Genomic DNA, 14,881 nt, shown 5'->3' on the forward strand with positions numbered 1-14,881 from the left:
ACCTGTCCGGGACGTCCTCCCGGCGCCTGTACGGCGGGCGCGGCGCTCCCTGCGCTCCCGGTGCGGCGATGGTGCACGGCGGGGAGGGGGCCTAATGTGGTGCGGAGAGGGGCATCGGGGAAACCCCCGAGAGGGAGGGCGGCCGGCCTCCGGGAGCACCGTTCCACGCCCGGCGGCGGTCGCACGGGCCGCGCCTCCACGGACCTTGTGATCTTTTTGCGGCTCCGTGCCGACACATGACCCGGCCTCCCGTGTCCGCCTCCCGCGGCGGGGAAGCGAACATCGCGTGGCAGGGGCCGTACCGCCCACGGCGCACGCTCCTGCGGGCTCCTGCAGGAACTGGAGGTGAGCCGAGGTGTTCATCGACCGAAGCGACGCCGGACGGCGCCTGGCCGTACGGCTGCGCCATCTGCGCGACGCCGATCCCGTGGTCCTCGGGCTGCCGCGCGGCGGCGTCCCGGTCGCCTTCGAGGTGGCCGGGCGGCTCGGCGCGCCGCTGGACGTCATCGTGGTGCGCAAGCTCGGCGTGCCGGTCCAGCCCGAACTGGGCTTCGGGGCGATCGGCGAGGACGGCGTGCGCATCGTCAACCACGACGTGGTGCGGATGGCGGGGCTGTACCCCGAGCAGATGGAGGCGGTGGAGGAGCACGAACGCGCCGTGCTCGCGGAGCGGGCGCGACGCCTGCGCGCCGGGCGGCCGAGGGTCCCGCTGACCGGCAGGACCGCGATCGTGGTGGACGACGGGATCGCCACCGGCTCGACGGCCAGGGCCGCCTGCCACGTCGCCCGCGCCCACGGCGCCGCGCGGGTCGTCCTGGCCACGCCGGTGTGCTCGCCCGAGGTGGCGGCCCGGCTGGGCGACGCGGCCGACGAGGTCGTCTGCCTGCACACTCCCCGGACCCTGTACGCCATCGGCCAGTGGTACGACGACTTCTCCCAGACCGGGGACGCGGAGGTGACCGAACTGCTGAACCGGGCCGGGGCGGGGGAACACAGCGCGGCGGGTGGACACAGCGGAGCGGGGGAAAACGGCGGGGCGGGGGAGCGCGGCCGGGCCGAGGAGGTCCGGATCCCGGCCGGGAGCGTGGAGCTGCCCGGGACGCTCACCCTTCCCGGGCGGGCCGCCGGGCTGGTGGTGTTCGCGCACGGCAGCGGCAGCGGCCGGCACAGCCCGCGCAACCGGGCGGTCGCCGAGGCGCTGAACCGGGCGGGCCTGGGCACGCTGCTGTTCGACCTGCTCGTCGCCGAGGAGGAGGCCGACCGGTCCAACGTCTTCGACATCCCGCTGCTCGGTGGGCGGCTCGGCGAGGTCACCGGCTGGCTGCACAAGCAGGTGCCGGGAACCGGGATCGGCTGCTTCGGGGCCAGCACCGGCGCCGCGGCCGCGCTGTGGGCGGCGGCCGACGCCGGGGCCGACGTCGCCGCGGTGGTGTCGCGGGGCGGGCGGCCGGACCTGGCGGGCCCGCGCCTGACCGCCGTCCGCGCGCCCACCCTGCTGATCGTGGGCGGCCTCGACGGGCAGGTGCTCGAACTGAACCGGCAGGCCCGGAGCCGGCTGCGCTGCGAGAGCCATCTGGAGGTCGTCCCCGGCGCCACCCACCTGTTCGAGGAGCCCGGCACGCTGGAGCAGGTGGCCGTGCTGGCCTGCGACTGGTTCATCCGCCACCTCGCCGGGCCCGCGGGCGGACCGGCCCGGCCCTCCGCGATGGAACCGGACTGACGGTCTCGCGGGCCGCCGGGCCGGTGGGGGAGCGGCCCACCGGCCCGGCGGCCGTCATCCGGCCGAGCCGGTGCGGCGCTTGGTCCAGATGTCGAAGGCGACGGCGATGAGCAGCACCAGGCCCTTGAAGAGCATCACCCGCTCGCTGGGCGCGCCGATGAGGGACATGCCGTTGTTGATCACTGCCATGATGAGGCCGCCGGTGATGGCGCCGACGACCTTGCCGACACCGCCCTGGACAGCAGCGCCGCCGATGAACGCGGCCGCGATGGCGTCCAGCTCGAAGCCGTTGCCCGCCGTGGGGCCGGCCTGGTTGAGCCGCCCGGCGAAGATGACGCCCGCCAGCGCCGAGAGCACCCCCATGTTCACGAAGATCCAGAAGGTGACGGACTTGACCTTGATCCCGGACAGGGTCGCGGCGTGCAGGTTGCCGCCGATGGCGTAGATGTGGCGGCCGAAGACGGCGCGGTTGGTCAGCAGCGTGTAGCCCAGGACGAGCGAGGCCAGCAGCACCAGCACCCAGGGCAGGTTCTTGAACCTGGCCAGCTGGACGATGACCACCATCACCACCGCGGAGGCGGTGACCATCTTCAGGACGAACAGCGGCAGGGGGTCGACCTGCTGGCGGTAGCCGATGCGTCCCTGGCGGGCGCGCCACTGCGTGCCGACGATCCCGGCCACGGTGGCCACTCCCACCAGCAGCGTGAACAGGTCGGCGCCGTCGAGCGGGCCGAGGCCGATGTTGCCCAGGTAGGTCGGGAGGAACCCGTTGGCCAGGGTCCGCACCTCGTCGGGGAAGGGGCCGATGCCCTGGTTGCCCAGCACGGTCATCGTCAGCGCCCGGAACACCAGCATCCCGGCCAGGGTGACGATGAACGCCGGGATGCCGAAGTAGGCGATCCAGTAGCCCTGCCAGGCCCCGATCAGCCCTCCGGCCAGGAGCGTGATCAGGATGGCCAGCGGCCACGGGGTGTCCATCTCGACCATCAGCACCGCCGCGATCGCGCCGCTGAGGGCCACCACCGATCCCACGGACAGGTCGATGTGCCCGGCGATGATGATCAGGATCATGCCGATCGCCAGGATCAGAACGTAGGAGTTCTGAACCATGATGTTCGAGATGTTCTGCGGGCTGAGCAGCTCACCGTCGGTCAGGATGGAGAACAGGACGACGATCAGCGCGAAGGCGATGTAGATGCCGCTCTGCCGCAGGTTCAGCGAGAACCGGGTGCCCGGCGCCTTCGCGGGCGGCGGCAGGCTGCCGCTCGCCGGCGCTTCTTCGCGGGTCGTGACCTTGCCGCTGCTCATCTCGGCCGTCATTCCTTTTCCTTGGTCATGAGCTGCATGAGCCGCTCGGGGGTGGCGTCGGCGCGTGCGACCTCGCCGGTGACGCGCCCGGCCGACATGGCGTAGATGCGGTCGCAGAGACCGAGCAGTTCGGGGAGCTCCGAGGAGATCACCAGAATCGCCTTGCCCTGGTCGGCGAGGCGGTTGACGATGGAGTAGATCTCGTACTTGGCGCCCACGTCGATGCCGCGGGTGGGTTCGTCGAGGATCAGCACGTCGGCGTCAGTGAAGATCCACTTCGACAGCACCACCTTCTGCTGGTTGCCGCCGCTGAGCTTGCCGGTGACCGACAGGACGCCGGGGGCCTTGATGTTCATCTCGGCGCGGAATCCGTCGGCGACGCGGTACTCCTCGTTGTCGTCGATCCAGCCGCGCCTGGCCAGCTTGCCCAGCGCGGCGGAGGAGACGTTGCGCTTGATGTCCTCGATCAGGTTGAGCCCGTAGCGCTTGCGGTCCTCGGTGGCGTAGGCCAGGCCGTGGCCGATGGCCTCGCGGACCGTGCGGATCTTGATCTCCCGCCCGTCCTTGTAGACACGCCCGGAGATGTCCGTGCCGTAGCTGCGGCCGAACACGCTCATCGCCAGCTCGGTACGGCCGGCGCCGATCAGCCCGGCCAGTCCGACGATCTCACCGCGGCGCAGGGTCAGGCCGGCGCCGGAGACCACCACGCGACCGCGCTGGGTGGGGCTGTGCACGGTCCAGTCCTCGATCCGCAGCACCTCCTCGCCGATCTTCGGCTCGTGCGGTGGGAAACGGTGCTCCAGGTCGCGGCCGACCATGCCGGAGATGATCCGGTCCTCACCGACCTCCTCGCCCTTCATGTCCAGCGTCTCGATCGTGCGCCCGTCGCGCAGGATCGTCGTGGAGTCGGCGACGGCTTTGATCTCGTTGAGCTTGTGGGAGATGATCACCGAGGTGATGCCCTCGTCCCGCAGCCCGCGCAGCAGGTCCAGCAGGTGCGCCGAGTCCTCGTCGTTGAGCGCCGCGGTCGGCTCGTCGAGGATGAGCAGCCGTACCCGCTTGGACAGCGCCTTGGCGATCTCGACGAGCTGCTGCTTGCCCACGCCGATGTCCATCGCGCGCGTGGTGGGGTTCTCGCGCAGGCCGACCCGCTCCAGCAGCTCGGCGGCCTCGGCGTTGGTGCGGTTCCAGTCGATCAGGCCGCGCCGGGTCCGCTCGTTGCCCAGGAAGATGTTCTCGGCGATCGACAGGTACGGGCTCAGCGCGAGCTCCTGATGGATGATCACGATGCCGCGCTGCTCGCTGTCCCGGATGTCGGAGAACCGGCACGGCTCCCCGTCGAAGACGATCTCCCCCTCGTAGGAGCCGTGCGGGTAGACGCCGGACAGGACCTTCATCAGCGTCGACTTGCCGGCGCCGTTCTCCCCGCAGATTGCGTGTATCTCGCCTCTCCGCACCGTCAGGTTGACGTCCTGCAGCGCCTTGACGCCCGGGAACGTCTTGGTGATCCCGCGCATTCGAAGTATGTCGTCGGTCATGCCCTGCGCCTTCCGCGTCGCCGTTCCCCCGTGAGCCCCCGTGTCGGCCGCGGACGCGCCGCCGGCACGGGGTCCCACGCCGTCCCGAGGGTGCTCCCTACTTGAGCTGGTCGTCGGTGTAGTAGCCGCTCTCCACCAGGGCCTTGGCGTAGTTGTCCTTGTAGACCACGACCGGCTCCAGCAGGTAGGACGGGACGACCTTGTTGCCGTTGTCGTAGTCCGTGGTGTTGTTCACCTCGGGCTTGGCGCCCTTGAGCACGGCGTCGGCCATCTTGACGGTCACCGCGGCCAGCTCGCGGGTGTCCTTGTAGATCGTGGCGTACTGCTCGCCGGCGATGATCGACTTGACCGAGGCGACCTCGGCGTCCTGGCCGGTCACGACCGGGTAGGGCTGATCGGCGGTGCCGTACCCGCTGCTCTTGAGGGCCGACAGGATGCCGATGGACAGACCGTCGTACGGCGAGAGCACGCCGTCGACCTTGGTGCCGCCGGAGTAGGTTTTGGTGATCAGGTCCTCCATGCGCTTCTGCGCGGTGGCCGGGTCCCAGCGCAGGATGGCGACGGTCTTGAAGTCGGTCTCACCGCTCTTGACGACCAGGGTGCCCTTGTCGATGTAGGGCTTGAGGGTGTCCATCGCGCCGTTGTAGAAGAACGTGGCGTTGTTGTCGTCCGGGGAGCCGGCGAAGATCTCGACGTTGAACGGGCCCTTGGCATCGCCGTCGGAGCCATCCTGCTTCTTCAGGCCCAGGCCCACCAGGAGCGAGGTCGCCTGCTGCACGCCCACCTTGTAGTTGTCGAAGGTGGCGTAGTAGTCGACGTTGGGGGTGTTGCGGATCAGCCGGTCGTAGGCGATCACCGGGATCTTCTTGTCGGCGGCCTGCTGAAGCTGCGTGGTGATCGCGGTGCCGTCGATCGAGGCGATGATCAGCAGCTTGGCGCCCTTGGTGATCTGGTTCTCGATCTGGTTGACCTGCGTGGGGATGTCGTTCTCCGCGTACTGCAGGTCGACCTGGTAGCCGAGCTTCTCCAGGGCGCTCTTGACGTTGTCACCGTCGTGGATCCAGCGCTCGGACGACCTGGTCGGCATGGTGACGCCGACCAGGGCGGTGCCGGACGAGCCCGCCGCGCTCGGGGCGGCCTTGTCGACGGTCTTGGTGGTCGAGCCGCAGGCGGTCATCGCCATGGCGAGGGCCAGGCCCACCGGCAGGGCGGCCAGCTTCGCAAGCCTCATGTCTCTCCTTCGGGTACCGCGGTGTCGATCGTCGGGGGGTGCCGCAAGTGACGTTCACCCTGGTGAGCGCGCCGGGATGAGCTCGCCCCAATTTTGTTAGCGTTCACAATTTCAGTAACGGAAATTTCTTCAGGTACTGAGGTTGTGAGGAGTTATCAAAGGCCGGGGGCAGGAAAAGTGTCAAGACCTGTAACACCACCGTGATAAGGGGGCGCGTGGTGCGCAAGTGGCGGCCCGGCCTCGGCAGGGAGTCCGCCGCACCCGCCCCGGGGCCGCGACGGTAACGATCCGATGAAGGCGGGCGGTGTCCGGGGGTCCCGCGCGGTGACGGGTGATCGGTGGTCGCCGGGGTTCGGCACAATTACTGACGTGCGAGTCGGATTGCTCGGGCCGTTCGAGGTCCGCAACGGTGATGGGGCCGTGGTCGAGGTTCCTGGAGTTCGGCTGCGCGCACTGCTGGCCGCCCTCGCCCTCGAACCCGGCCGGATCGTCACGCGTGCGAGGCTGGTGGACTGGATCTGGGGGCGGCGCCCGCCCGCGGACGAGGTGAACGCCTTGCAGGCGCTGGTGTCCAGGCTGCGCAGGGTGCTGCCGGAGGGCGTGATCGAGGCGGACTCCGGCGGATACCGGCTGGCCGTGGCCCCCGACGCCGTGGACGTGTGCCGGTTCGAGCGTCTGGTCGGCCGGGCCCGGGCCGCCGAGCCCGCGGAGCGGGCCGATCTGCTGCACTCGGCCCTGGCGCTGTGGCGCGGTACGGCCATGGCGGACATCGCGCTGCAGGACAGCGACGCGTTCGACGCCGCGGCCGCGCGTCTGGAGGAGCTCCACGTCGCCGCGCTCGGGGACCGGGTGGATGCGGACATCCGCCTGGGCCGCGGATCGGAGCTGCTGTCCGAGCTGACCGAGCTGGTCGCCGCCTACCCGCTGCGGGAGGGGTTCGTGGCGGCGTTGATGCGGGCGCTGGCCGAGGCGGGACGCGGGAACGAGGCGCTGGCCCTGTACCAGCGCACCCGTGAGCGGCTCGCCGAGGAGCTGGGCGCCGATCCGTCGGCCGAGCTCTCCGCGCTGCACACCGCGCTGCTCCGGGGCGAGCTGGGCGAGCGGGCGGAGAACCGCAGGACGAACCTGCGCGCCGGGCTGACGAGTTTCGTCGGCAAGGACGACGACGTCTCCGCGGTCGCCGGCCTGGCCGCCGGGCACCGGCTGGTCACCTTGACGGGGCCGGGCGGCTCCGGCAAGACCAGGCTGGCCACGGAGACCGCGCGGACGATGCTCGCCGAGCTGCCGGACGGGGCGTGGCTGGTCGAACTGGCCTCGGTACGCACAGGCGGCGACCTGGCGCAGGCCGCTCTCACCGCGATCGGCCTGCGTGACCAGGCACTGCTCGGCGGCGCGCGGGGCGGGGAGACGATGGACCGGCTCATCACCGCGGTCCGGGAGCGCGCGGTCCTGCTGATCCTGGACAACTGCGAGCACGTGATCGAGGAGGCCGCGGCTTTCGCGGACCGGCTTCTGGGCGAGTGCCGGAGGCTGCGGATCCTGGCCACGAGCAGGGAGCCGCTCGGCATCACCGGGGAGGTGCTGTGGCAGGTCGAGCCGCTCGCGCTGCCCGCGCAGGGGGCCGACCCCTCGGCGGCCGGGTCCTCGCCCGCGGTGCGGCTGTTGCGGGACCGCGCGGAGATGGTGCGCAAGGACATTGGCTCCGACGCGCACACCCTGTCGGTCATGACGCGGATCTGCCGGGCGCTCGACGGGATCCCGCTGGCGATCGAACTGGCCGCGGCCCGGCTGCGCACCATGTCCCTGGAGCAGCTGGCGCACCGGCTCGACGACCGGTTCCGCCTGCTGACCGGCGGCAGCCGTACGGCGCTGCCCCATCACAAGACGCTGCGCGCGGTCGTGGACTGGAGCTGGGATCTGCTGAGCGAGGCCGAACGCGGCGTGCTGCGGCGGCTGTCGGTGTTCTCCGGCGGGGCGAGCCTGGAAGCGGCCGAACGGGTGTGCGGGGACGAGGCGTTCGGCGGGGATGAGGCGTTCGCCGGTGAGCAGGTCTTCGACGTGCTCACCGCGCTGATCGAGAAGTCGCTGCTGCTGGCCGACGGCGAGGGCACGCCGCGCTACCGGATGCTCGGCACCATCGGGGAGTACGCGGCGCACCGGCTCGCCGAAGCCGGGGAGACCGAATCGGCGCGCCGGGCGCACCTCGCCTACTTCACTGAGCTGACCGAGACGGCCGAGCCGTACCTGCGCCGGGCCGAGCAACTGGAGTGGCTGGCCAGGCTCGAGGCCGAGCACGACAACATCAGTACGGCACTGCGCTGGGCGGTCGCCGAGGGACTGGCGCATGAGGCGATGCGGCTGGCCGGGGCCGCGGGCTGGTACTGGTACCTCAGCGGGCACCGGGCCGAGGGCACCGAACTGGGCATCGCCGCGGCCTCGCTGCAGGGCGAGGTGACCGACGAGGTGCGGGCGGTGGCCTACCTCATGGTGACCCTGTTCGTGACCGCCGGGGTCAGCGGGGACCAGTACCAGGCGCGCGAGTGGATCCAGGAGGCGCATCGGCTCGCCCGGCGCAGCGGGTCCCGCCACCCGCTGCTCGGGTTCGCCGACCTGCTGGAGGCGACGCTGCGGGGTCCGGCGGACTTCCTGCCCGCGATCGAGCCGCTCATCGTCGCCGACGATCCGTGGGTGCGCGCGCAGGCCAGGCTCACCCGTGGCCGCTTCCGGCTCATACTCGGCGGTGACGAGACCGACGTGGACCTCGACGCCGAGACCGCCCTCGCCGAGTTCCGCACGCTGGGCGACCGGATGGGGATCTCGCTGGCGCTGACCTTCCTGGCCGACCGGCTCGCCTCACGCGGCGAGTTCGCGCGCGCGTGCGAGCACTACGAAGAGGCGATCGTGGCGCTGACCGAGGTGGGCGCGACCGAGGACGTGGTCGGCATGCGGGCGCGGCAGGCCCAGCTGTACTGGCTGCTGGGCGATGAGCGGTCCAGCGCCTCCGCCGTGGCGGAGGCGCAGCGGTACGCGGGCGGGATCACCTGGCCGGACGCGCTGGCCGAGCTGGCGCTTTCGCAGGCGAAGCTGGCGCGCTGGCGCGGCGAGCCGGACCAGGCCCACCGGCATCTGGCCACGGTGCGGGCGGTGCTGGGGGAGGCGCAGATGGTCGACTCCATCCGGGCCGCGACCATGGACCTGTACGCCTACCTCACCGAGGATCTCGAGCAGGCCCGCGCGTATCGGGAAGAGGCGTTGCGGGCGGCCACGACCATGGAGTACACGCATCCGCCGACGATCGCCGACATACTGGTCGGGATCGCGGATCTCGCGCTGCGCCGGGGACAGTACGAGCAGGCCGCGCGGTTGCTCGCGGCGAGCGACGGCGTACGCGGCACTCCGGACCGTTCGCAGCCGGACTTCTCCAGGATCGCCGCCGAGACGCGCGGTCGCCTCGGCGAAACCGTGTTCACCGAGGCGACCCGTGACGGACAGGGGCGGGACTGGCGTGAGCTGGCGGAGATCACGCTCGCTTCGTGAACGACGCCCGCGCCCACAGATAGCCGGCCAGCGACAGTCCTGCGCACCAGGCGATCGCCGTGATGGCCGTGCCCGTCGACGGCGTGCCGTTCAGCAGCCCGCGCAGGGTCTCGATGATCGGGGTGAACGGCTGGTACTCGGCGAACTGCCGCGCACCCGGCCCCATCCTGTCGGCCGGCGCGAACGCGCTGCTCAGGAAGGGCAGAAGCATCAGCGGGACGCCGAGGATGCCCGCGCCTTCCGGTGACTTCGCCGAGAGACCGGCCGCCACGGTCAGCCAGCTGATCGCCAGCGCCGTCAGCACCACGATGCCGATCGCGCCGAGCCACTGGGGGAAACTCGCCGACGGGCGGAATCCCATCAGGAACGCGACCCCGACGACGAAAGCGATGGCCACCAGGGTCCGCAGCACGGTCGAGATCACGTGCGCGTTCAGCACCGCGGCCCGTGACACGTCCATGACGCGGAGCCGGTTGATGAACCCGGTCGTCATGTCGGAGTTCACCGCGGTCGCGGTGGGGCCGATCCCGTAGCAGATGGTCATTATGATCAGCCCCGGCGTCGCGTAGTCGGCGTAGTCGACGCCGACGCTGAACGCGTCGCCGAGCACGTAGACCATGAGGAACATCACGAAGATCGGCATGATGATGGCGTTGAGCAGCGTCAGCGGGTTGCGCATCGTGTGCCGGAAGTTGCGCCGCATCATGGTGGAGGAGTCCGCCAGGGGAGCTGAGATGACGCTCATCGCGCGCCGACCTCCTTGTTCTCGTGGTCGTCGGGGTTCTCTTGATCGTTGAGGTTTCCGTGGCCGGTGAGGGCGAGGAAGACGTCGTCCAGGTCCGGTGTGTGCACCGACAGCTCCTCGACCTCCACGGACTGCGCGTCGAGCCGGTCGAGCAGCGCGCGCAGCGACCTCACCCCGCCGTCGCCGGGAACGCGCAGGGTCAGCTCTTCGTCGTCCCTGGTGGACCCGTGCAGAACCCGTGCCGCGACGTCGAGCTCGTGCCGGTCGGCGAACCGCAGCCGGATGTGGCTGCCGGGAACCCCGCGCTTGAGTTCGTCGGCGGTGCCCTCGGCGACCAACCGCCCCCGGTCGAGTACGGCGATGCGGCCGGCGAGCTCGTCGGCCTCCTCCAGATACTGGGTGGTGAGGAAGATGGTCGTGCCGTCGGCGACCAGTTCCCGGATGATCTGCCACATGGTGCGGCGGCTGCGCGGGTCGAGTCCCGTCGTGGGCTCGTCCAGGAAGATGATCTGCGGGTTGCCGACCAGCGTCATGGCGAGGTCCAGCTTGCGGCGCATGCCGCCGGAGTAGGACGCCGCCAGTTTGCCCGCCGCCTCCACCAGGTCGAACCGGTCGAGCAACCGGCCGGCGATCCGTCTGCCCTCCGCCCTGGGCAGGCGCAGGAGATCGGCCATCATCAGCAGGTTCTCCTCGCCGGTCAGCAGGTTGTCCACCGAGGCGAACTGCCCGGTGACCCCGATCGCCGCGCGCACCGCCCTGGCCTCCGTGCTCACGTCGTGCCCGGCGACGACCACCTTCCCGGCGTCGGGGGCCAGCAGCGTGGTCAGCACGTTCACCGTCGTGGTCTTGCCCGCGCCGTTGGGCCCGAGCAGAGCGAAGATCGTGCCGGTCCGGACGTCCAGGTCGATGCCGTCGAGCACGGTCTTGTCTTTGTAGGCCTTCCGCAGCCCCGAGGCCGCGATCGCTGAACCGTTCATGGCGTCCACGATCGCGGGCCGTCCTGACACCGGGCCGTCGCCGTGCTGACGCGGCCGCTGACACGGCCCCGCGCCGGATCCGGTCCCGGCGTGGCAGGCTGAAGGGGTGCGGTACGCGGACTGGGGCGAACGCTCCCCCCGGTGGGCCGGAATCCGTAGCCGGGTGATCGACGTCTCCGGCACCGGAGTCCACTACCTGAGCGCCGGACAGGACCGGGGCGGGCCTGTCCACCTGCTGATCCACCCCATGGCCGGCAGCGCCTCGATGTGGATGGACACCGTCGCCGAGCTGGGCTCCCGCGTTCCGGTGATCGCGCCCGACCTGCCGGGCTCGGTGGTCGGCCACACCGGTTCGCCGCACCCGCGCGCCGCCAGAGCCGAGCTGAACGCGCGTTTCCTGCGGGTGTTCACCGGCCGCCTGGGACTCAAGGCCACCGTCACCCACGGCTGGTCCATGGGCGGCCTGGTCGCGGTGCGCTTCGCGGCCTCCTCACCGGACCGGGTCGGCCGTCTCGTCCTGGCCTGCCCGACGCTGCCCGGCCCGATCCCGCCGGACGAGGCCGCCTTCTGGCGTTTCGCGGGCCGCCCGCTGCTCGTGGTCGGGCCCGTACTGCTGCGGGGCGTGCTGCGGCTGGCGGGCCGGCGCATGATCGAGATGAAACTGCGCGCCTACGCCGGCCCCGGCACTCGGCCGGGCGGCAGCTCCGCCGACGACCTCGGACGGCTCTCGCCCGAGATGCGGGACCTACTGATGGACGAGCTGCGGGCCACCGACCCGCGCCGCCTCGGTGACGCCGTCCCGGCCCTCGCCTCGGTGATCTCCAGCCTCTACGTCGAGCGGGACGCGGTCCACCGGACGATCGGCCGGCTCGGCATGCCCACGCTGCTGCTGGCCGGGGCGCGGGACGAGCTGGTCACCACGGCCACGGTCGAGGACCTGCTCGCCCGCCGTCCCGACTGGGCGCACCGCGTCTTCCCCTCGGCCGGGCACCTCCTGCCCCTGTCGGAGCCGCGCGACTACGTGGCGGCGGTCACCGGCTGGCTCGACTGACCCTGCGGCCCCGCTCCCGCAGGGGAGCGGGGCCGCAGGTTCGTGGTCTCCGGGCCGCCGGGCCCGGGCCTCTTCGGGTCAGGCCGGGACGGTGTCGATGGTCTCCATCGTCTTGTCGAAGGCGACGAACTCGTCGTCGGCCAGGGCGCGCGGGTCGAAGCCGGGGTGGGCCAGGATGCCGTGGACGCGGCGGCGTTGCATGCCGAAGTTGCCCGCGTCGTACAGCGGCAGCACGGCGGCCTCGCGCAGCAGCTTCTCGAACGGCCGTGTCCGGTCGACGCTGTTGACGCCGACGACCTGCATGCACTTGTAGACCGCGTCGAACAGCAGCTCGGTGCACTGGATCTTGCACATGGCGCCGATGAGCTCGCCGTGGTAGTCGTGCCGGTCGAGGTAGTGGGCGCCCTTCCAGCAGAAGTAGCGGCACATCTCGATGCGCGCGGCGACGTCGCCCAGCACGTAGCCGACGTTCTGGTAGTGGATGATCGGCTTGGGCCCGCCCGCGGTGTAGGTGCGGGCGAAGTCCAGGGCCGCCTCGTAGGCGGATCTGGCCACGCCCACCGCGGCGATCCCGGCGACCGGTCCCGACCAGGCGAAGTTGCGGTTGATGAGCAGGTCGCCGTTGCCGCGGGTGCCCTCGACGAGGTTGGCCGCGGGCACGCGGGCGTCGGTGAAGACGATCTCGGCGTTGGGGGCCAGCCGGTGACCGATCTTGCTGATCAGCCGGTACTCCACGCCCGGGGTGCCGCGCTCCAGCATGAACGCCGACAGGCCCTCGGTGCCGCCCTTTCCGGTGTCGGTACGGGCGATCACGATGCTGACGTCGGCGCCTTGGCCGTCCCAGCCGGCGACGTTGCACGGCCAGAACTTGCGGCCGTTGAGGACGTACTCGTCGCCGTCGCGGCGGGCGGTGACGCCGATGCCGACGGGGTGGGCGAGCGGGGCGTCGAAGTTGGCGGTGCCGCCGGGGGAGCCGGCGGGCTCGCTGACGGCGTAGCCGACGAGATACTCGCAGGCCGGGTCGGAGGTGGCGGCGCGCAGGAAGCGGTCCTTCTGCTCGTCGCTGCCCCAGTACCACACCGGCATGAGCCCGAGCCCGTTGACCAGGACGGTGCAGGCGAAGCCGGGATCGACCGCGCACAGCTCCTCGCCGGCGATCAGCACGTCGACGTTGGACAGCCCGCCGCCGCCGTACTCGCCCGGCAGCATGCAGAAGGCGATGCCCTGTTTGTAGGCCTCGACGTAGGCGGGGCGGGTGAGCTGGAAGGCGCGCAGCGGGTCGGGCTCCTCGTCCGCCTGGCGGACGACCGGGGCGAGCACCTGGGTGGCGAACTCGCGGGCGTCGTCGCGCAGGCGGCGCTGGGCGTCGGTGAGGGTGAAATCGATGGCCATGGGAACCCCTCCTCATCGAGGCGGCCATGATCGGTGGTCGGTTCGCGGCGCCGGAGGCGCCGGCCGTGCCCGCGGCGGCCGGGCGTGCTGTCCTGCCCGGCCGTGCCGCTGTGGATCGGGGCCCTGACCCTCGGAGGAAGTCCTCCGCAATCACCCTCATCCCGTCGTGCGGTTCCGGCAAGGCGAGGCATCCCTGTCCCCGGGGCCAGCACGTCGTGTCACGCCGCCCGTACCCTCGGCATCCTGTGCCCCCGCCCCCTGCCTCGCTACCGCAGGAGCGGGAGCTTCCCGGTGAGCCGCTCGACGGCCGCGCGCGGGCCCAGCAGGCTCACGGCCAGGTAGGACAGGTCCTCGCCGGGGGTGCGGGCGAGCTCGTTCAGATAGTCGGCGTAGACGTTGGTCCGCCGGGCGATCGAGGTCATGTCGGTGACGACCAGGCCGGGCTCGCCGGCCGCCTCCGAACCGATCCGGCGGACGACGGCGGCCGGGGCCGTCAGCACCGCGCAGCCGGTCCACGGCAGCCCGGCGTGCCCGCGGCCCGAGGCGTCGGCACCGCTCGCCCCCAGGATCGCCGGTACGGCGTTGCCGACCGAGGCGGCCAGGCACGCCGCGGCGTTGGCCTGCACCCCGCGCGGCAGGTCGCGGTCGATCACGATCACCCACTTCACCGGCAGTTTCCCGGTGGGCACCTCGGGCCGGTATCCGAGGTCGGCGGTCCAGTCGTCGAGCACGGTCATCAGCGGTCCTTCCTCCGAATTTATGCAAGGAGAATCACAGCCGGACCGCTCAGGCCTCAACAGCGAGAGTGACTTTCCGAAGGAAGTTCGGAAAATCGTGCGACCATGTGCGCGTGGACGAAGTTGATGCGGCCATCCTGGCCGAACTGCAGCGCGACGGCCGCCAGACCAACCGGGAGCTCGCCGAGCGCATCGGACTGGCCGCCTCCACCTGCCTGGAGCGGGTGCGCTCCCTGCGGAGCAGGGGAGTGATCGAGGGCTTCCACGCCGAGGTCAACCTCGGCGCCCTCGGCCGGCCGGTCCAGGCGCTCATCCACGTCCGGCTGCACCCGAAGATCCGCGAGGCGGTCGAGGGCTTCCGCGACTACGTCGCCGCCCTGCCCGAGACCCTCGCCGTCTTCGTGGTCTCCGGCGGCGACGACTTCATCATCCAGGTGGCCGTGCGCGACACCGGTCACCTGCGCGACTTCGTGCTGGACCACGTCGCCCGCCACCGCACCATCGCCGACGTGCGCACCTCGATGGTCTACGACCACATCCGCAAGACCTCGGTGGAGGTCCTGCCCCCGGAGCGGCCGAGCCCGCCCAGGACCCGCCGTAAGTGACCGGCCGTAAGTGACCGGCCGCAAGTGACCGGCCGCGAGC

The 14,881-nt window shown here is 71.3% G+C and carries 11 protein-coding genes; 4 read left to right on the forward strand and 7 right to left on the reverse strand.

Annotated features, from left to right (window positions below):
- The first annotated feature begins 355 nt into the window (after positions 1 to 355).
- Positions 356 to 1,720 (forward strand): phosphoribosyltransferase, encoded by a 1,365-nt coding sequence (locus Psi01_RS19965; protein WP_204065552.1) that lies wholly within the window; start codon positions 356 to 358, stop codon positions 1,718 to 1,720.
- A 54-nt stretch (positions 1,721 to 1,774) separates the two neighbouring features.
- On the opposite strand, the gene mmsB is transcribed toward Psi01_RS19965, so the two are convergent.
- The 3 genes from mmsB to chvE form a co-directional block, all read right to left on the reverse strand.
- Positions 1,775 to 3,040 carry a multiple monosaccharide ABC transporter permease gene (mmsB, locus tag Psi01_RS19970; protein ID WP_204065553.1) on the reverse strand — a complete coding sequence of 422 codons (1,266 nt, stop codon included), beginning with the start codon at positions 3,038 to 3,040 and terminating at the stop codon, positions 1,775 to 1,777.
- Positions 3,037 to 4,566: a multiple monosaccharide ABC transporter ATP-binding protein gene (gene mmsA / locus Psi01_RS19975; RefSeq protein WP_204065554.1), complete on the reverse strand. Its 1,530-nt coding sequence runs from the start codon at positions 4,564 to 4,566 to the stop codon at positions 3,037 to 3,039. Before mmsA ends, mmsB begins: the two co-directional genes overlap by 4 nt.
- Positions 4,567 to 4,663: 97 nt before the next feature.
- The gene (gene chvE / locus Psi01_RS19980) at positions 4,664 to 5,797 is read right to left on the reverse strand and encodes a multiple monosaccharide ABC transporter substrate-binding protein (protein ID WP_275424578.1); all 1,134 of its coding nucleotides are present in this window, start codon (positions 5,795 to 5,797) and stop codon (positions 4,664 to 4,666) included.
- Between the two features lie 369 nt (positions 5,798 to 6,166).
- Here chvE and Psi01_RS19985 point away from each other — a divergent pair, with 369 nt between their 5' ends.
- Positions 6,167 to 9,334, forward strand: coding sequence for an AfsR/SARP family transcriptional regulator (locus Psi01_RS19985; RefSeq protein ID WP_239127856.1), 3,168 nt, complete (start codon positions 6,167 to 6,169; stop codon positions 9,332 to 9,334).
- Here the strand turns inward: Psi01_RS19985 and Psi01_RS19990 are convergent.
- Together Psi01_RS19990 and Psi01_RS19995 are read right to left on the reverse strand one after the other, a co-directional pair.
- The gene (locus Psi01_RS19990; protein WP_204065555.1) at positions 9,318 to 10,079 is read right to left on the reverse strand and encodes an ABC transporter permease; all 762 of its coding nucleotides are present in this window, start codon (positions 10,077 to 10,079) and stop codon (positions 9,318 to 9,320) included. The genes Psi01_RS19985 and Psi01_RS19990 overlap by 17 nt on opposite strands.
- Positions 10,076 to 11,056, reverse strand: coding sequence for an ATP-binding cassette domain-containing protein (locus Psi01_RS19995; RefSeq protein ID WP_204065556.1), 981 nt, complete (start codon positions 11,054 to 11,056; stop codon positions 10,076 to 10,078). The genes Psi01_RS19990 and Psi01_RS19995 overlap by 4 nt, the downstream gene beginning before the upstream one ends.
- 106 nt (positions 11,057 to 11,162) lie before the next feature.
- On the opposite strand from Psi01_RS19995, the gene Psi01_RS20000 reads away from it, so the two are divergent.
- Positions 11,163 to 12,107, forward strand: coding sequence for an alpha/beta fold hydrolase (locus tag Psi01_RS20000; protein ID WP_204065557.1), 945 nt, complete (start codon positions 11,163 to 11,165; stop codon positions 12,105 to 12,107).
- Between the two features lie 78 nt (positions 12,108 to 12,185).
- Here the strand turns inward: Psi01_RS20000 and Psi01_RS20005 are convergent, their stop codons facing one another.
- Positions 12,186 to 13,499 carry an acyl-CoA dehydrogenase family protein gene (locus tag Psi01_RS20005; RefSeq protein ID WP_204065558.1) on the reverse strand — a complete coding sequence of 438 codons (1,314 nt, stop codon included), beginning with the start codon at positions 13,497 to 13,499 and terminating at the stop codon, positions 12,186 to 12,188.
- A 266-nt stretch (positions 13,500 to 13,765) separates the two neighbouring features.
- The gene (locus Psi01_RS20010) at positions 13,766 to 14,236 is read right to left on the reverse strand and encodes a DUF2000 domain-containing protein (protein ID WP_204065559.1); all 471 of its coding nucleotides are present in this window, start codon (positions 14,234 to 14,236) and stop codon (positions 13,766 to 13,768) included.
- A gap of 113 nt (positions 14,237 to 14,349) precedes the next feature.
- Here Psi01_RS20010 and Psi01_RS20015 point away from each other — a divergent pair, with 113 nt between their 5' ends.
- A complete protein-coding gene (locus Psi01_RS20015; RefSeq protein WP_239127857.1) occupies positions 14,350 to 14,841 on the forward strand; it encodes an Lrp/AsnC family transcriptional regulator in 492 nt (163 codons plus the stop codon).
- Positions 14,842 to 14,881 lie beyond the last annotated feature (40 nt).

Origin of the sequence: Paraplanobispora siamensis (assembly GCF_016863175.1) — a bacterium.
GTDB lineage: Bacteria > Actinomycetota > Actinomycetes > Streptosporangiales > Streptosporangiaceae > Planobispora > Planobispora siamensis.